The organism is Pseudomonas bohemica (genome assembly GCF_002934685.1).
GTDB lineage: Bacteria > Pseudomonadota > Gammaproteobacteria > Pseudomonadales > Pseudomonadaceae > Aquipseudomonas > Aquipseudomonas bohemica.
Window position 1 is genome coordinate 205,334 of sequence record NZ_NKHL01000117.1, and the last position, 17,389, is coordinate 222,722.

At 61.2% G+C, this 17,389-nt stretch carries 12 protein-coding genes; 3 read left to right on the forward strand and 9 right to left on the reverse strand.

Features of this window, described 5'->3' with window-relative positions; translation table 11 throughout:
* Window positions 1-25: 25 nt before the first annotated feature.
* From CE491_RS22750 to CE491_RS22760, 3 genes are read right to left on the reverse strand one after another with little or no spacing between them, the layout of a single operon-like run.
* A complete protein-coding gene (locus CE491_RS22750; protein ID WP_110950585.1) occupies window positions 26-898 on the reverse strand; it encodes a rhomboid family intramembrane serine protease in 873 nt (290 codons plus the stop codon).
* Window positions 895-1,866, reverse strand: coding sequence for a metallophosphoesterase (locus tag CE491_RS22755; protein WP_110950586.1), 972 nt, complete (start codon window positions 1,864-1,866; stop codon window positions 895-897). Before CE491_RS22755 ends, CE491_RS22750 begins: the two co-directional genes overlap by 4 nt.
* A complete protein-coding gene (locus tag CE491_RS22760) occupies window positions 1,866-2,756 on the reverse strand; it encodes an NAD(+) kinase (protein WP_110950587.1) in 891 nt (296 codons plus the stop codon). The genes CE491_RS22755 and CE491_RS22760 overlap by 1 nt, the downstream gene beginning before the upstream one ends.
* A gap of 189 nt (window positions 2,757-2,945) precedes the next feature.
* Here CE491_RS22760 and CE491_RS22765 point away from each other — a divergent pair, with 189 nt between their 5' ends.
* Entirely contained in the window at window positions 2,946-3,929 is a 984-nt protein-coding gene (locus CE491_RS22765; protein WP_110950588.1) for a DUF1853 family protein, read from the forward strand.
* Here the strand turns inward: CE491_RS22765 and CE491_RS22770 are convergent.
* The 6 genes from CE491_RS22770 to CE491_RS22795 all read right to left on the reverse strand — a co-directional run bounded on the left by CE491_RS22770 (window position 3,892) and on the right by CE491_RS22795 (window position 14,262).
* Window positions 3,892-5,175, reverse strand: a complete 1,284-nt coding sequence (locus CE491_RS22770; RefSeq protein ID WP_110950589.1) for an arsenic transporter — start codon at window positions 5,173-5,175, stop codon at window positions 3,892-3,894. The genes CE491_RS22765 and CE491_RS22770 overlap by 38 nt on opposite strands.
* Window positions 5,176-6,381 (reverse strand): MFS transporter, encoded by a 1,206-nt coding sequence (locus CE491_RS22775; protein ID WP_110950590.1) that lies wholly within the window; start codon window positions 6,379-6,381, stop codon window positions 5,176-5,178.
* Window positions 6,382-6,626: 245 nt separating this feature from the next.
* Window positions 6,627-7,967, reverse strand: a complete 1,341-nt coding sequence (locus tag CE491_RS22780) for an MFS transporter (RefSeq protein ID WP_110950591.1) — start codon at window positions 7,965-7,967, stop codon at window positions 6,627-6,629.
* Between the two features lie 291 nt (window positions 7,968-8,258).
* The gene (locus CE491_RS22785; RefSeq protein WP_110950592.1) at window positions 8,259-9,167 is read right to left on the reverse strand and encodes a 1-aminocyclopropane-1-carboxylate deaminase/D-cysteine desulfhydrase; all 909 of its coding nucleotides are present in this window, start codon (window positions 9,165-9,167) and stop codon (window positions 8,259-8,261) included.
* Window positions 9,168-9,549: 382 nt separating this feature from the next.
* Window positions 9,550-11,589, reverse strand: coding sequence for an NADPH-dependent 2,4-dienoyl-CoA reductase (locus CE491_RS22790; RefSeq protein ID WP_110950593.1), 2,040 nt, complete (start codon window positions 11,587-11,589; stop codon window positions 9,550-9,552).
* A gap of 282 nt (window positions 11,590-11,871) precedes the next feature.
* On the reverse strand, window positions 11,872-14,262 hold the full coding sequence (locus CE491_RS22795; protein WP_110950594.1) for a TonB-dependent receptor plug domain-containing protein: 2,391 nt from the start codon (window positions 14,260-14,262) through the stop codon (window positions 11,872-11,874).
* Between the two features lie 339 nt (window positions 14,263-14,601).
* Here CE491_RS22795 and CE491_RS22800 point away from each other — a divergent pair, with 339 nt between their 5' ends.
* Together CE491_RS22800 and CE491_RS22805 are read left to right on the forward strand one after the other, a co-directional pair.
* A complete protein-coding gene (locus CE491_RS22800) occupies window positions 14,602-15,753 on the forward strand; it encodes a carbon-nitrogen hydrolase family protein (RefSeq protein WP_110950639.1) in 1,152 nt (383 codons plus the stop codon).
* A gap of 3 nt (window positions 15,754-15,756) precedes the next feature.
* Window positions 15,757-16,797 (forward strand): AraC family transcriptional regulator, encoded by a 1,041-nt coding sequence (locus tag CE491_RS22805; RefSeq protein ID WP_110950595.1) that lies wholly within the window; start codon window positions 15,757-15,759, stop codon window positions 16,795-16,797.
* Window positions 16,798-17,389 lie beyond the last annotated feature (592 nt).

Sequence of the window (17,389 nt, forward strand, 5' to 3'; positions counted from 1 at the left end):
TTCTCCCAGAATTGAGCGGGCGATTTTAATGTTTACGGCGCGCTAATGCACCGCCCACAAGACCTGTTGCACAACCGATGATCAGACCACCGACGTGGGCGCCATTGGCGATCTCGCCGAACCCCAGCAGGCTGATCAGCCCGGACATGCACAGCACCAGCCAGGCCAGCATCATCACCAGTACGCCGCGAGGCAGGCGATAGATGGGGTTGGGCGCCAGCAACTGGAAGATCCAGCAGTGACCGAGCAAGCCGTACAGCACTCCGGACAGGCCGCCGAACAGGGTCGGGCCACTCCAGAAATACTGGCCGTAGTTGGAAAACGCGCTGAATGCCAGCGTCAGCCCCAGCAACTGCCAACTGCCCTGGCGCATCTCGATACGTCGCCCCAGCTCCCAGAACCACAGGGCGTTCATCACCAGGTGCAGCACCCCAAAGTGGATCAGCATCGGCGAGACTACCCGCCACCATTGCCCGGCCGCCAGTGTCGCCTCGACCGGGGTGAAGGTGACGTAATCGCCGTTGACGCGGAAATCGTTGAAGGTCAGCCAACTCAACGCGGCGAAATTGTCCCCCAGCAGGGTCACACCGGCGACGATCAGACACAGCAGCAGGACGATGCTGGTCACCGGACTGCTGCGCACCTGGACCAACGGGCTGGGGCGAGTCAGGGCCACCACCTCACGGCCCGGGGGCAATTGCACGGTGGGATCGCCTTCGGGGTATTGCTGATAAAGCTGGCGAATGTCGTCGGCCAGCTGCGGGGCATCCGGCACCCACAGCACCTGCTCGCCCGCTTCTTCGCTGACCCGGTGCGGCACGTTGAGGCGTCGCAACAATTCAACGAAACCACTGAGGTCGGTGTTCAACGGCAGACGCAATACGGCAACCGGGTTCATTGGGCTGTCTCCGGCCGCGTGACATCGACCCAGACGAACTTGTTCGGATCTATTCGGGTTTCCTGATCGAGCCGGTACGCCACCAGCTTGCCGTACAGCACGGCGCTGTAGTCCAGGCACGCCAGGTTGGGCCGGATCGCCGCGGGAATACCGCTGCGCCAGTAATGCCCGACGAACAACAGCGGCTCATCGGCGCCGTAGCGCAGCAAGGCGTTTTTCTCGCTGTCCGACAGCGGCCGCTTGGCCACCGGCTCCGGCAAGGCGTCCGGCTGAAAGACCACGTCGCCGTAGGTCTGCGGGTCGTCTTCCCAGAACTTGGTGCGAAATGAGGCGCGCGTCAGGCCGTCGCCGCCGGTCAGGGTCATGCCATGGGGCAGGCGCATGTCAGTGCCACGCAGCAGCCTGTCGAACACGGCGCTGGCGAAACTACCCTGCACCGCCGAAGCCTGGACAAAATGCTGATCGATCCGGCCATCGCCATGGGCGCTGCGCAGGGCTTCGATCAGGCTGGCGTCCCAACAGGCGTGAACCAGGCGGAAGCGCTCGGCGTCGATGAACAGCGGCAATTCATAGAACCACTTGATGAAGTCGTTCCAGTCGCCGGGATGCTGCTCGAACTGCGCCAGGGTTTCGCCCAACAGCCTGGCATGGCGCGGGGTGTGTTCGCGCACGAACTGCTTGCCGCTTTCCGGCGGCGCCGGCGTGCTCCAGCCCAGCGCGTTGAATTCATGGTTGCCCATGATGCAGAACGCCTGGCCGGCAACGACCATGTCATGAACGATATGCAGGGCCTCGCGAATGCGCGGACCGCGGTCGATGATATCGCCCAGGAACAGGGCAATACGTTCCGGATGGCGCCATACGCCAGCCTGAAAGCGATAACCAAGGGTGTCGAGCAAGTGCTCAAGGGTGCGGGCACATCCATGCACGTCACCGATCAGATCGTAGCTACGCGCGGGATCTAGCATCAGTCGCCCCCGCCGCCAAGCCGACTGCCCCAACCGAGCTTGGTCCGGCAGACTTCGTAATAGTTGTGATCGAGCGGGTGAATCAGACGCAGCTTTTGCGGTTTCTTTTTCACGGTCACGGTGTCACCGGGCGCGCAAGTGAAGTGGTTCTGTCCATCGCAGGAGACCTGTGGATAAATCGTCATGTCCTTTGAGACAACGATTTTCAGCTCACTGTTGCCGTCGACGACAATTGGCCGACCGGAAAGGGTGTGCGGGTACATCGGCACGATAACGATGGCGTCCAGCTTGGGGTGCATGATCGGGCCGCCCGCCGACAGCGCATAGGCTGTGGAACCGGTAGGTGTGGCGACAATGAGTCCGTCGGCCTTCTGGCTGCAGACGAACTGGCCATCGATGTAGATTTCGAATTCGATCATCCGCGTGGATTTGCCGGGGTGCAGCACCACGTCGTTGAGCGCGTCGCCCTGGCCGATGGCTTCGCCGTGACGACGGACTTCGGCCTGCAGCAGGAAGCGGTTTTCCACCAGGTAGTGGCCGTCCAGGACCTCGGCGACCTTCACTTCCAACTCATCGGGGCGGATGTCGGTCAGAAAGCCCAGGCTGCCACGGTTGATGCCCAGCACCGGCACGTTGTGCTTGGCCAGCGCACGGGCCGCGCCCAACAGGCTGCCGTCGCCACCGACGACAATCACCATGTCGCAGACCTCGCCCAGCATCTTGCGCGAAGAGGTCTGCATGCCGTGGCCAGGCAGCACTTCGGCGATGGTGTCTTCGAGGATCACATGCAAATGCCGCGACATCAGGAATTTCTTGAGTCGGCGAACGGTCTCGAGCACTTGTGAACTGCCAAGGCGACCGATGATGCCGATATTACGAAATTGCTCCATGGGGCTCCCGCAGGGTTCATGCATGTAAAGAACGCGATTATGGGCGAAGGGGTCGGTAGCGGCAAATGAGGGTTTATCCGCAGGAGCGCGCTTGCCCGCGATTGCGAGGTCACTCGCCCCCCATGAACCTGGCATCCCGTTATCGCGTGCACGTGCGCGCCTGCAAAATCGCCCTGCTATTCTTCCCCAATGAGCCCATTCCCGACCCTCACCGCCCTGCCCCGTCAACTGCGCACGCCTGCGGTGCGCGACTTGGCATGGGCGATCCTTTCGCCGCCGATGCTGGCAGTGACTCCATGGCCGCAACGCCATCCCTTGAGCGGCAGCGACTGGGTGCGGCATCCCCAGGCGCTGGAAGACTTTCTACGCAAGCTGGACCTGGACAGTAGCGCCCTGGACCAATGGCTATCCCGCAGCTCGATTCGCCGTCTGGGCCTGTATTACGAGCGCCTTTGGCAGTTCGCGATCCAGCATGCGCCCGGGGTGGAGATGATCGCTGCCAATCTGCCGATCCGCATCGAAGGCCAGACATTGGGCGAACTGGATATGCTGTTGCGTGACAGGGACGGCGTCCATCACGTGGAACTGGCAATCAAGTTTTATCTTGGCCCGCGGGAGGCTGACGGCCAGGACCCGGCAAACTGGCTGGGCCCCGGCAGCCACGACCGGCTGGGCCTGAAACTGGCCCACCTCGATCAGCATCAGTTGCCGATCTCGGCGCGGGAAGAAAGCCGGCAGGCGCTGGCGGCATTGGGCATCGCCTCGTTCAGCGCCGAATTATGGCTGGGCGGCTATCTGCTCTATCCCTGGCCCGCCCCCTCTGCATCCCCGCAAGGCGTGCATCACGATCATCTGCGCGGACAATGGCTGCATCAGAAAGAGTGGCCAGCCTTCGCCGCGCGGCACCCCGACGGTCGCTGGCAAGTCCTGCCGCGCCATGCCTGGCTCGGGCCAGCCCGTTATGAGCAGCCGTTGAGCAACGACGAGTTTCAAGCGTGGCTGCAGCAGCTCGACCCCAAGGCACAGGCGCAGTTGCTGGTGCGCCTGACCTCAAGCGCCGAAGGGCATTGGCAGGAAGCCGAACGCGTGTTTCTGGTATCGGACCTGTGGCCGGCAGTCGCGGGAACCGGCGAGGTCAAACACTCAATCGCAACACCAGCGCCGCCAGCGTGATCAACAGCACCGGCAGCGTCAGCACGATCCCGACGCGCAAGTAATACCCCCAGCCGATGCTGACACCTTTGCACGCCAGCACATGCAGCCAAAGCAAGGTCGCAAGGCTGCCGATGGGAGTGATTTTGGGTCCCAGATCACTGCCGATGACGTTGGCGTAAATCATCGCTTCCTGCAAATGGCCTTGGCCCTGACTGGCATCGATCGACAGCAGCCCGATCAGCACCGTCGGCAGATTGTTCATCACCGACGACAACAACGCCGTCAGCAAGCCTGTACCCATCGCCGCGCCCCACAGCCCATGTTCGGCAAAGTGATCCAGCCAGCCTGCCAGATACGTGGTCAACCCTTCATTGCGCAGCCCGTAGACCACCAGGTACATGCCCAGCGAGAAAATCACGATCTGCCACGGCGCGCCCTTCATCACCTTGCGGGTGGAAATCTTGTGGCCCGTGGCAGCGATGCCCAGCAGGATCGCGGCACACACCGCCGAGATCGCGCTGATCGGAATGCCCAGTGGCTCGAGGGCGAAGCAGCCGACCAGCAAAATTCCCAACACCCACCAGCCGGCGATGAAGGTCGGGCGGTCGTGAATGGCCGAGGCCGGCTCATCCAGCTGCGAGGCGTCGAAGGTCTGCGGGATGTCGCGGCAAAAAAACAGCATCAATACCGCGAGGCTCGCGGCCACGCTGACCAGGCTCACCGGGATCATCACCGAGGCGTAGCGATTGAAGCCGATGCCGAAATAATCCGCCGATACGATATTGACCAGATTCGACACCACCAGCGGCAGGCTCGCGGTGTCGGCGATGAAGCCGGCGGCCATGACGAATGCCAGCGTGGTCGCGGGTGAGAAACGCAGCGCCAGCAGCATAGACATGACGATTGGCGTGAGAATCAGCGCCGCGCCGTCGTTGGCGAACAACGCCGACACCAGTGCGCCGAGCAGCACGATAAACGCGAACAACCTGCGCCCGCGACCTTTGCCCCAGCGCGCCACATGCAGCGCCGCCCAGTTGAAGAACCCCGCTTCGTCGAGCAGCAGGCTGATGATGATCAACGCGATGAAGGTGCCGGTGGCGTTCCAGATGATGTGCCAGACCTGCGGGATGTCCGTCAGGTGCACCACCCCGAAAAACAATGCCAGCACCGCGCCCAGTGTTGCGCTCCAACCGACGCCCAGCCCCTTTGGCTGCCAGATCACCAGGGTGATGGTGAGCAGGAAAATCAGCGCGGCTGTCAGCATTTAACGGCGGGTTCTCGGGAGCAGAATGGCGAGGATGCCCAACAGCGGCAGGAACGAGCACAGCGTGTAGACGTAGACGATGCCATGAAGGTCGGCGAGGTGGCCCAGTAATGCCGCGCCGATGCCACCGAAGCCGAACATCAGGCCGAAGAAGATCCCGGCGATCATGCCGACATTACCCGGCACCAGCTCCTGGGCGTAGACCACGATCGCGGAAAACGCCGACGCTAGAATGAAACCGATGATCACGCTGAGCACGCTGGTCCAGAACAGATCCGCGTAGGGCAACGCCAGGGTGAATGGCGCTGCGCCGAGGATCGAGAACCAGATCACCGCCTTGCGCCCGATCTTATCGCCGATCGGACCGCCGAAGAACGTCCCCGCCGCGACTGCGCCAAGGAACAGGAACAGGTGCAGTTGCGAGCTGGCGACCGAAATGTCGAAGCGCTCGATCAGGTAAAAGGTGAAATAGCTGGTGATGCTGGTCATGTAGAAAAACTTGGAAAACACCAGAAACGCCAGCACCGACAGCGCCGCGGTGACGCGGGTCCTGGACAGGCCGTGGGTCGCGGCTTGGCCGGCCTTGAGCTTGAACAGGCTCAAGTGCGATTTGTACCAACGGCTGATGGCGTAGAGCAGGCCGACGGAAAACAGCGCGAACAGCCCGAAATACGCGACATGGCCCTGGCCGAACGGAATGATGATCGCCGCCGCGAGCAACGGCCCGAATGCCGACCCCGTGTTGCCACCCACCTGAAACGTCGACTGCGCCAGCCCGAAACGTCCGCCCGAAGCCAGCCGTGCGATGCGCGAGGCTTCAGGGTGAAAGGTCGAGGAACCGACGCCGATCAACGCGGACGCCAGCAGAATCATCGGAAAGCTGCCCACTGTGGACAGCATCAGGATGCCGATCAGCGTACAGATCGAGCCCACCGGCAGCACCAGCGGATTGGGATGGCGGTCGGTGTAATAGCCGACCCAGGGCTGCAAAAGCGAAGCGGTGATCTGGAACGTCAGGGTAATCAGGCCGACCTGAGTGAACGTCAGGCCGTAATTGGCCTTGAGCATCGGGTAGATCGACGGTAATACCGACTGGATCAGGTCATTGATCAGATGTGCCAGGGCCACAGCCCCGATAATGCGCATGACCAAAGGGCTGGCTTGCGGGGTCGCGGAAGCCGCGGGCGAAGGGCTGGTAACGGCCATCTGAGTTCATCCATCGAACGATTGATGTGCCGCCTGCAAATTCATTGCGAAAAATGTCCGCGGCACAATAGGGTCGCCAATGTGCCATTTTTTGGGGCGGTGGTGCCATGTTTTGTTGCAGATTTGCGCCGCGCCGCAGGAGCGTGCAGGCGCGTGCTTGCCCGTGAGAGGTCGGTACATCCGAACAGTTTTGGTCGCATGCGCTACCGTTTCGCGGGCAATCGCGCTCCACCAGGCGTATCGCGTCAGGCCATCGATTGCGCCACCGTGCGCTGCCCCAACGACCCATCCACCTCATGCAGCGACACCTTCGACGTCTCCGGCAGCGCCAACCCGCCCACCAGCCCCAGCACCGCTACCACAATCAGATAGAACGCAGGCGACAGGTTACTGCCGGTCATGCCGATCAGCCAGGTCGCCATCAGCGGTGCGGTACCGCCGAAGACCGTGTAAGCGATGTTGTAGGTAATCGCCGACGCGGTGTAACGGGTACGCGTGGGAAAGGTCTCGGACAATAAGGCCGCAGTGACCACGTGGCACAATACCGCGCCGGTCGCCAGCAGCATCACGCCGACAATGGAGCCGACGAACGAGCCGGAACTGGCCATCAGGAACGACGGATACACCATCACCGCCAACAGGACACAGGCCGTGATCACGGTCGCCCGACGCCCGACCTTGTCGGAAAACGCCCCAGCCACCGGACACAGCGCCGAAGCGAACAACAGCGCGACCAGCGACACCAGCAAGGCGGTTGCACGACTCAGGCCGCCCGCCACCTGCAGGTACGTCGCGAAATAGGTGGTGAACATGTAGAACGACAGCGCCGTCAGCGAAATGAACGCCCCCAATGCGCAGATGGCTCCGCCATGATTGCGCAGGGTTTCCTTGAGTGGCGAGTGGGCGACCGCGTGCTCTTCAGCGACGGCCTGGAACGCCGGCGTTTCGTCCAGTTTCCAGCGCAGGTACAGGCCGACCAATCCAAGCGGCGCTGCGACCAGAAACGGCAGGCGCCAGCCCCAGCGGCTCATGGCTTCAGCCGAAAGCGAAGCCTCCAGGGCATAGGCGAAAATCGCCGCCGAGGCGAAGGCCGCGAAGGTCGAGACCGGCACGAAGTTGCCATACCAGGCGCGTTTGCCGCGTGGCGCGTGCTCCATCAGATAAGCGCAGGCTCCGGCGTATTCGCCCCCGGCGGAAAAGCCCTGGGCACAGCGGATGACGGTCAGCAGGATCGGCGCGGTCACGCCGATGGCCGCGTAGGTGGGCAACAGACCAATGATCGTGGTCGCCCCGGCCATCAACAGGATGGTGAAGGCCAGCGTGCGCTTGCGTCCGATCCTGTCGCCCAGCATGCCGAAGAACAATCCGCCCAGAGGACGGAAGGCGAAGGCCACGGCGAACACAGCGAAGGTCTTGAGCAACGCTACGCTGGCATCGCCGCTGGGGAAGAATTGCTGCGCGATGGTCGTGGCGAGAAATCCATAGACCGCGAAATCGAACCATTCGACGAAATTGCCGATGCCGGCCGCGACGATGACTTTTCTCAAAGTGGCAGGATCGACCTGCTCAATGGCTGGAGTGGTCATGTTGCACCTCGGCGCGCATAGGAAAGATCCGATTATCGGTACAGCGCCTGAGCCGTCTTACTCCAGAAGTGTCGTCGACATACTCAGAACCGACCTGTCGGGGTGTCTGCTGCGCAGGATTCATGCCAGAGAATGGGCGATCAGGCAGCCCACCTCAGACTTTCGCTTTGTAACGAGCCGAGTGGGAGTGAGCTTGATCACCAAAGCAATGTTTCAGCCCAAGGAGATGTCCCGCCTGTACCTGCCTGTTCGTGAGCAAGCTCACTCCCACAGGACGTTGATCGCCTGCCATCAGCATCCGGCCATTGCGCAGCGAGACCGCAGGCCCTGCAGGCCCCCGGTATGGACGAAGATCAGTCGCGAGCCTTGGGAAATCCGGCCAGCCTCGACTGCCTGTCGCAGCGCCAGCAGCGCCTTGCCGGTGTAAAGGGGCTCAAGAGGGACCCCGCTTTCGTTTTCAGCCATCGCGATGAAATCCAGTAACTGGGCGTCGATTTTGGCGAAACCGCCACGGCTGGCGTCGAGCAATTCGTATCCGGCGCTGGCGTCCGGCCCGACAATATCGGTAACGTTCTCCGCAACCCCATGATCACCCGGCACCGCCATCGCACCATAGACCTTGCGCTGCCTCGCTTCGGCCAATACCAGCCCGGCCAATGTGGTGCCGGTGCCACACGCCAGCCACCAGCCGTCAAAATCGTCCCAACCCAGATCGGCGAGTTGAGCGTGGGCTTGACTCACGATATCCGCACAGCCCAACGCGCCATCCAATCCACCCCCGCCCTCGGGAATCGGGTACAGCTGTGGATAACGCTCGCGCCATGGCTGCCAGAATCCCGGTTCATGCCGAGCGCGATAGCCGGCGTAACCCAGCCAGTGCAGCGGCATGCCGAATGCCTCAAGGTCGAGCACCGTTGGGGTCTGCACAGGATGGCCACGCAGCAGCCCGACGGTGGGAAAACCGAAGCGCTTGCCCGCCGCCGCCAGCGCATGCAGGTGATTGGAATGCGCGCCGCCCAGGCTGATCACGCCCTGCGCGCCTGCGTTTTTGGCGGCAGCGAGATGGTGGGTGAGCTTGAACCACTTGTTGCCGCTGATCACCGGGTCGATCAGGTCCAGACGCAGAATCGCGACGTCGATGCCCGCAGCGGCGAGCCAGTGCAGGTTGAGGGGTTGCAGGGGGGCTTGGGGGAGCATCATTTCGAGTACGAGACAAAAGATTTGAAGTCTAACGCGTACCCGATCACGACGTTTTACCCTGTGGGAGTGAGCTTGCTCAGAAACAGGCAGGTGCAGCCATTACATCTTCAGGAGCTGGAACACCGCTTTCGTGAGCAAGCTCACTCCCACAGGTTCAATCCATCTGCCTTGATCAGCGCATCGACTTCGGTCGCCAGCGGCGCCGTCGCAGGCCCCCACACCATATGGCATCTAACCGCCGCTTCAATGATTCACACGATACCTGTGGGAGTGAGCTTGCTCACGAAAGGGCCAGTGTATTTACTGCATCTGGTGGATGAACCTCAGTATTCGTGAGCAAGGTCACTCCCACAGGTATTTCGTCAATCCGTGAGATCCGCGCTTACATCTGCGCCGCCAACCGCGACCCTTGGTCGATCGCCCGCTTGGCGTCCAGCTCCGCCGCCACGTCCGCGCCACCGATCAGATGCACGCTCTGCCCCGCCGCTTGCAGGCCGTCGTAGAGTTCGCGCAGCGGGTCCTGCCCGGCGCAGATCACCACGTTGTCCACAGGCAGCAGTTTTTCCTCACCGTCCGCGCCAATGCGGATATGCAGCCCCGCGTCGTCGATCTTCAGGTACTCGACGCTGTTGAGCATCTGCACCTGTTTGTTCTTGAGCCCAGTGCGGTGAATCCAGCCGGTGGTCTTGCCCAGTCCATCGCCGACCTTGGAGGTCTTGCGCTGCAACAGAAAGACCTGGCGCGCCGGAGCGTGAGGGTGCGGTTTGACCCCGGCCACACCGCCACGGGCCTGTAGCGCGCCATCGATGCCCCACTCGTCCCAGAACGCGTCCCGATCAAGGCTGGTGGCCACGCCCTGATGCACCAGAAACTCAGAAACATCGAAGCCAATACCGCCCGCGCCGATCACGGCGACTGACCTGCCAACCGGTTTGCGCTCGAGAATCACGTCCAGATAACTCAGCACCTTGGCATTGTCGACGCCCGGAATCGCCGGAATCCGCGGCGCGATGCCGGTGGCCAGAATCACTTCGTCATAGCCCTTGCCCACCAGATCATCCACCGCGACACGGGTATTCAGGCGCACATCCACGCCCGTGGTCTGCAACTTGCGGCCGAAATAGCGCAGCGTTTCAAAGAACTCTTCCTTGCCCGGAATGCGCTTGGCGATGTTGAACTGTCCGCCGATCTCGCTGGCCGAATCGAACAGCGTCACCTCATGGCCGCGCTCGGCGGCAACGGTGGCGGCGGCCAGACCCGCTGGACCTGCGCCGATCACCGCGACCTTCTTGACTTGGGTGACCGGCAGATAATTGAGTTCGGTCTCGTGGCAGGCGCGCGGGTTGACCAGACAGCTGGTGAGCTTGCCGCCGAAAGTGTGGTCAAGGCACGCCTGATTGCAGGCGATGCAGGTATTGATCTCGTCGCCACGACCGGCAGCGGCCTTGTTGACGAAATCAGGGTCGGCGAGGAAAGGACGCGCCATCGACACCATGTCCGCATCGCCTTCGGCCAAGACCTGCTCGGCAACTCCCGGGGTGTTGATGCGGTTGGTGGTGATCAGCGGAATCGACACCGAGCCGCGCATTTTCGCGGTGACCTTGGCGAACGCCGCGCGCGGCACCTTGGTGGCGATGGTCGGAATCCGCGCTTCATGCCAGCCGATACCGGTGTTGATCAGCGTCGCCCCCGCCTGCTCGATGGCCTTGGCCAGTTGCACCACTTCTTCCCAGGTGCTGCCGCCTTCGATCAGGTCGAGCATCGACAGGCGATAAATGATGATGAAGTTCGGGCCCACCGCTTCACGCACCCGGCGCACGATTTCCACCGGCAAACGCATGCGGTTTTCGTAGCTGCCGCCCCAACGATCAGTGCGGTGATTGGTGTGAGCGACCAGGAACTGGTTAATGAAATAGCCTTCCGAACCCATGATTTCCACGCCGTCGTACTCGGCGGTCCGGGCCAGGGTCGCGCACGTGACGAAATCCTGAATCTGTTTCTCGATGCCCTCCTCGTCCAGCTCCCTGGGCTTGAACGGGTTGATCGGCGCCTGAATCGCGCTGGGCGCGACCTGTTTGGGGCTGTAGGCATAGCGACCGGCGTGGAGAATCTGCATGCAGATCTTGCCCCCCGCCTCGTGCACAGCCCTGGTAACCACCCGATGGTTGTCAGCTTCTTCGGCAGTGTTCAGCTTGGCCGCGCCGGAATAAACGCCACCCTCGACGTTGGGCGCAATGCCGCCGGTGACCATCAGGCCGACCCCACCACGCGCACGCTCGGCAAAATAGACCGCCATGCGCTCGAACCCGCCGGGCTTTTCTTCAAGGCCGGTGTGCATGGAGCCCATCAGGGTGCGATTGCGCAGGGTGGTGAAACCCAGGTCAAGGGGAGACAGCAAATGCGGGTAGTGGGCGGCGTCCATATGAAACTCCATCAAGCATCATCACGTAGGCGCGGGCACTCTATGGGTGCTCGTCGATTTATTCAGGACATACAGCTTAATCCCTGTTCAGGGTGCAGACAGTAAACAGCCTCGCAGTCACGCTCAATGACCGGATATGACAAATTAATGATCGCAATGCGCAGCGCCAGGATGGGGCGCCGATGTGAAGGAGGATTTGCGAGCAATTCCCCTGAAGCCGCGCGGCTACAGGGGATCGTTTGCAGGGGCGCCGCCGCTAATGACGCCGATGATGTTTCCCTGTCAGAAGTTGTACGTGACCTTGCCGTAGTAAAACGCGCCGCTATAGCCGTAAGGCGAGAACGTGCTGTAGGCCAGGTTGCCGCCGCTGGAGGCGTAGGCGTTGAGCTTTTCAGGGTATTTGTCAGTCACGTTGTCGCCGCCGAGGGTAAAGACCCAGTTCTTGAGCTTGTAATCGACAGCCAGGTCCAGCAGCCACGCGGCACTGAAGGTCTGGTCGTTGATTTTGTCGGCCTGGTAACTGGTGAATTCGCCATAGCGCACCAGATTGGAATGCAGCGCCCAGTTGCCGTATTCGAAGTCGTTGGCCAGGCTGAGTTTGTGCTGCGGGGTGGTATCGCCCAACAGCCCGATGCGCTCGCGGCGGTCCACCCGCACCAGGTCTACCCCCAATTGATCGAGAATCGCCGGGTTGGCTTTCACGTCAGTCACTTTGGTGTGGTTGTAGTTGTAGCCGACCGTGCTGTTCCAGTGCACGCCGTTATCGAACGCATACCGATAGTTGGTCACCAGATCGATGCCGTCGGTGCTGGTATCGGTCGCGTTGGTGAAATACCGCGCGCTGGTGTAATTGATATCGCCGACGCCATTGGCCTTGAGGTAGTCGATGGCCGCGTTGTTCAGCACCAGGTTGGAGGACAGCGACACTCGGTCCCGAATGTCGATGCGATAGACATCGGCGGTGACCGTCAGGTGGTCCAGTGGCTTGAGCACCAGGCCGAGGCTGTAGTTGCGCGACTTCTCGGCTTTCAGATCATCCGCGCCCAGCAGCTTGGCGACCTTGCTGTTGGCCGGGAAGGTGCCGGATTCCTGAATCGTGTTACCGATCAATTGCGAGGAGGTAAAGGCAAAGTTCTGTTGGGCCAGCGACGGCGCGCGGAAACCGGTGGAGACACTGCCGCGCAATGCTACTTGCGGCGTGAAGTCATAACGGGCCGACAGCGAGCCACTCACATTGGAGCCGAAATCGCTGTAGTCCTCGTGACGCACCGCCGCCGATACGCCGAGCTTTTCGGTCAGGTTGGTTTCCAGGTCCAGATACTGGGCGAAGTTGTGCCGCGAGCTGCTGCCTGCGTCCGAGTCGCGGAAGCCGCCCAGCCCGGAGCTGCCAGTCTGGTAATAGGACTCCGGTTGGCCGGCCTCGATCTGGTACCCCTGACGCAGATACTCGGCCCCGAACGCGACCGAAACCGGGTACGGCAGGATGCCGATATTGAACTCACGGGAAAGGTCCAGCGAGAGTTGGCGCTGATCGTTGGTCAAGGTGCCGTTGTCGAACGACAGCGGCGTGTTCAGGCCCAGCGAGGTGTTCAGCGTGCGAGTGTGGATCTCGTAGGAGTTCTTGCCGTAGTTGGCCGACACATCGTAGTGCCAGTCATTGCTCAGCTCCCCGCGAAGCCCGGCGACGAACGAGGTGTCTTCCAGGGTGCCGCGAATCAGCGGCAAATAACCGTTGGGGTAGATTGCCGCGATGTTGTTGGAGGCATTGCTCGGCCGGTAGAACGCCGCCGTTTCGCCGCGCCGCTTGCTGTAGCCGCCGAAGGCGTAGAACTCCGCTGCATCGTTGAAGCTGTATTCGGAGTTGAATTGCACCTTGCCTTCATCGGTGGCTGGCTCGCCTTGGCGAAACACGTGCTGGCCGTAGGTGGTAGAGCCGATGCTCGATGCGCGGTAATCATCCCCTGCCCTGTCGGTGTAATCGTTGTTGGCGCCCTCGCCCGACAGGTTGATGAAGCCATTGGAACCCAACGCGAAGCCGGTATTGCCTGACACCTGGCGTTGAATACCGTCGCCCTTTTTGTACTCACCCCATTTGGTCGAAATCGACCCGCCGTGATCAGCGGTCTTGAGGAGGATATTGATCACCCCCGCAATCGCATCGGAGCCGTAACGCGCCGATGCACCGTCACGCAGCACCTCGATGTGATCGATCGCCGACAGCGGAATCGCGTTGAGGTCGGCAGGTGCGGAGCCGCGGCCCACCGCGCCGCCCAGGTTGACGAACGCCGAGGTGTGGCGGCGTTTGCCGTTGACCAACACCAGCACCTGATCGGGCGAGAGACCACGCAATTGTGCCGGACGTGTCAGTTCGGCCCCATCCACCAAACTAGGCCGCGGAAAGTTGATCGACGGAATCAGCCGCGCGAGCACGGTTCCCAGTTCATCCGAACCACTGCTGCGCAGGCTGTCGCCGGAGATGACATCGATGGGCGAGAGTGAAGCACTGGCCGTGCGTTCCTGAGCGCGCGTGCCGGTGACAATGACGGTATCCAGTTGCGAGTCGCCACCCTCGGCCGATTCTTCAGCGAAGGCCCCACTGCTGCAAAGAGCGAAACCTGTAACGTTGGCCACGATGATTGCTCTGGAAAGAAGATCCCTTTTGTAATTCCCCATAACGCTTCCTTAACGTTGAATCCATGGCACGAACCATGATTCGGACGAGCGATCCGCTTGGCAGACGGTGGCGGTCATCAACCTTGATTAGAATGGTCCAGCTGCCCGGTCATATACTCTAATAGCGCACCTTGAATTTTTTTAAATACCGTTATGGAATATGTCTGGCTATATGACCCGAGCCAGAGCCATCGGCACCGTAATGCGTGCCGCTTGAGGACCGTGAAAATACTCGCGCCGCAGTTAAATCACTTCGGTAAGTCGCTGTTTTCCCGTAGCCTTGGAGGCCATCCACCCACGCACTACTACATGCTTATCAAGGTTCGCTCGTCGCCCCTCATGCGCAAAGTTCTTGGCTCACTCACCGCGGTCGTGCTGGCGATTCTTCTCGTCAGCTATGGGCTATGGACAAGCAAGCGCCATGTAGGTCATTACCTCACCGACCTGCGCATTCAACTGGTTATCAACGATGGCGAACCGGGTGATCACGGCAATTTGCTGGGAATTCAACCGGAGCTGTTTCCGTCCGATTACTCAAGCGTCAAGCGCCTGCACCGCAAGCTTGCGGCGTATCTGCAACAGGCTCGCGATCGTGGCCTGATCAACGACAAGACCATCGTTGTCCTGCCTGAACACATCGGCACCTGGCTGTTTGCGGTGGACGAAAAATCGCAGTTCTATCAGGCAGCGACCATTGAAGAAGCAATGAACTGGCTGGCGTTCAGCAACCCGCTGCTGTTTGTCGATGCGATGTTTCATGCCCGAGGCGAAAGCCGGCTGGACGATGCACACCTGCGCATGAAAGCACGCAGCATGGCGCAGGATTATCAGAACGTGTTCGGCGGCCTGGCCAAGGAATTCGGGGTGACGCTGGTGGCCGGTTCGATCGTGTTGCCTGCCCCCGAAGTGCGGGACGGTCAAATGCAAGTCGGCAAAGGTGCGCTGTACAACAGCAGCGTGGTGTTCGGTCGCGACGGGCTGCCCATCGGCCAGCCGCAACGCCAGTTGTTCCCGTCCTGGTACCAGCGCGGTTATATCCGCTCCGGCAAAGACGCGCCGTTGAATGTCGTCCAAACCCCTGCCGGCCGGCTCGCCACGCTGATTGGCAGTGACAGTTGGTACCCGGACAACTATGTGCGACTGAACGCGACGGGCGCGGAGCTGATCGCCGTGCCCGCGTTCGTGGCGGGCAACGGCAGCTGGTCGCGCCCTTGGCGCGGCGACAAACATCAGGCGCTGTCCAGCCATCTGGACCTGGGCCCCAAACCACTTACCGAAGGCGAAGCCTGGCGACGCCTGGCCCTGGCACCGATCAGCACGGCCAAGGCAGGCATCAGCGTGTTCATGCGCGGCCAGTTCTGGGATCAGGGCAGCGCCGGTCACAGTTTTGCCAGCCGTGGCGGACAAAGCGTTGCCGAACAGTCCATCAGCGCGGCCCCCAAAGGTGCCAAACCCGGTCACGGGGCGCGCCTGATCAATCTTTGGTTGTGACCGATGAACGCGTCTCGGGTACGGCTGGGCGATCTGTCCGTGGGTTTCGTTCATAGCCTCGCCGACGCCGTGCGCTGCGCTGGCCACGATCCACAACCGCTGCTCGATCAATACGGCCTGGACGCCGCACGCCTGGGTGAAGCCGGGGCGCGGCTGTCGATCCCGCGCTATATGCGCTTGGGCCATGCGGCCATCCAGCTGTCCGGCATGCCAGGGCTTGGCCTGCGCATGGGCCAGTTGAGCCGTATGGGTCAGGCGGGGCTTGCCGGAATCACTGCCGCCCAGGCGCCGACCGTTCGCGAGGCGGCGCGCACGCTGATTCGTTTCGAGGCGCTGTACGGCTCCAATTATCGCGGGCAATCGAGTTTTCACGAGGACAGCGAGGGTGCCTGGCTGCGGTTTTATTCCATCAGCCCGTACAACGACTACAACCGCTTCGTCGTGGATTCGATTCTTGCCGGCTGGTTGCATCAGCTATCGACACTGGCTGGCGCACCCGTCATGGCGGAGCGTGTCGACATCGAATTCGAGGCACCGACCTATGTCGCAGACTATTCGGTATTGAGCGAGCAACCGGTGAATTTCGGGTCGGGGCTCAACCAGTTGCGCCTGAGCCAGCACAGTCTGGGGCTGCGCAATCCCGATCACGTCCCCAGCACCTGGCGGCACCTGCTGCAACTGTGCGAAAGGGAGCTGGAGCAACTGACGCGCACCCGCAGCCTGCGTGAACGTATCACTCAATTGCTGGGACCGTTGCTCAATGGAGGGAGGGAACCGGATCTGGAGGAAGTGGCAGCCCGGCTGAAAATGCCGACCTGGACCCTGCGCCGCAGACTGGCAGAAGAAGGGACGCGCTTTCGCGCGGTGCTCAATGACACGCGTCGAGATCTGGCGATGACCTACATCCGCGATACGGAACTGGCCTTTGGCGAGATCGCCTACCTACTGGGCTTTGCTTCGGCCGAAGCCTTTCAACGCGCCTTCAAACGATGGAACGGACAAACCCCGGGGGAGTTCCGCCGTAGCCAGCGTCATTCGGCCTGATGGTTTCTTTTACAACTCGGTAGCGTCGTCCGCGGGTTCCAGCGGGTCGAGTTCGTACGCCTGATATTCCAGTAGCTCTTCTTGATATTCGTCCATCACTCATGCCCTCGTGGCTGGTCTTTTCGTTTCGGTCGTCTTTTTCCGTCGTTTCAGCGACTGGTTTCACTGACCACGACCGTCACCCTAAAGTGCCCTCATGAATGGCACATGAAGGCTTGTTGAACAATCAACGAAGTGAACTCGGAAAAATTAACCGACGCTTCCTTGTCAGCGCTCTGGGGCGGGGTCCGTAGCCAAACGAGTGAATATTTGGCTCACGACAAAAATTCGTGCAAGTGGTCAGGAAAAAATCGCGATCGCGCAGCAGACGACCTTCTGTGGGAGTGAGCGTGCTCACGAAGAGTCCACTGCATACACATTCCATGTAGGACCTGGAGGTCAGTCTTCGTGAGCACACTCACTCCCACAGGGTAACGGGTGCTGCCAGGGGAATGTGTTCACAGAGCATTAAATTGCTATTGACCGCCAGGGGTGCTGCGCAATAGTCTTCGATCCATGAACGTAACCAAGCATTTCTTCGGCCAGATAATTA

Coding starts and splice junctions, on each gene's coding strand:
- CE491_RS22750 (WP_110950585.1), bottom strand. CDS start 898: ATGAACCCGGTTGCCGTATTGCGTCTGCCGTTGAACACCGACCTCAGT.
- CE491_RS22755 (WP_110950586.1), bottom strand. CDS start 1,866: ATGCTAGATCCCGCGCGTAGCTACGATCTGATCGGTGACGTGCATGGA.
- CE491_RS22760 (WP_110950587.1), bottom strand. CDS start 2,756: ATGGAGCAATTTCGTAATATCGGCATCATCGGTCGCCTTGGCAGTTCA.
- CE491_RS22765 (WP_110950588.1), top strand. CDS start 2,946: ATGAGCCCATTCCCGACCCTCACCGCCCTGCCCCGTCAACTGCGCACG.
- CE491_RS22770 (WP_110950589.1), bottom strand. CDS start 5,175: ATGCTGACAGCCGCGCTGATTTTCCTGCTCACCATCACCCTGGTGATC.
- CE491_RS22775 (WP_110950590.1), bottom strand. CDS start 6,381: ATGGCCGTTACCAGCCCTTCGCCCGCGGCTTCCGCGACCCCGCAAGCC.
- CE491_RS22780 (WP_110950591.1), bottom strand. CDS start 7,967: ATGACCACTCCAGCCATTGAGCAGGTCGATCCTGCCACTTTGAGAAAA.
- CE491_RS22785 (WP_110950592.1), bottom strand. CDS start 9,167: ATGATGCTCCCCCAAGCCCCCCTGCAACCCCTCAACCTGCACTGGCTC.
- CE491_RS22790 (WP_110950593.1), bottom strand. CDS start 11,589: ATGGACGCCGCCCACTACCCGCATTTGCTGTCTCCCCTTGACCTGGGT.
- CE491_RS22795 (WP_110950594.1), bottom strand. CDS start 14,262: ATGGGGAATTACAAAAGGGATCTTCTTTCCAGAGCAATCATCGTGGCC.
- CE491_RS22800 (WP_110950639.1), top strand. CDS start 14,602: ATGCGCAAAGTTCTTGGCTCACTCACCGCGGTCGTGCTGGCGATTCTT.
- CE491_RS22805 (WP_110950595.1), top strand. CDS start 15,757: ATGAACGCGTCTCGGGTACGGCTGGGCGATCTGTCCGTGGGTTTCGTT.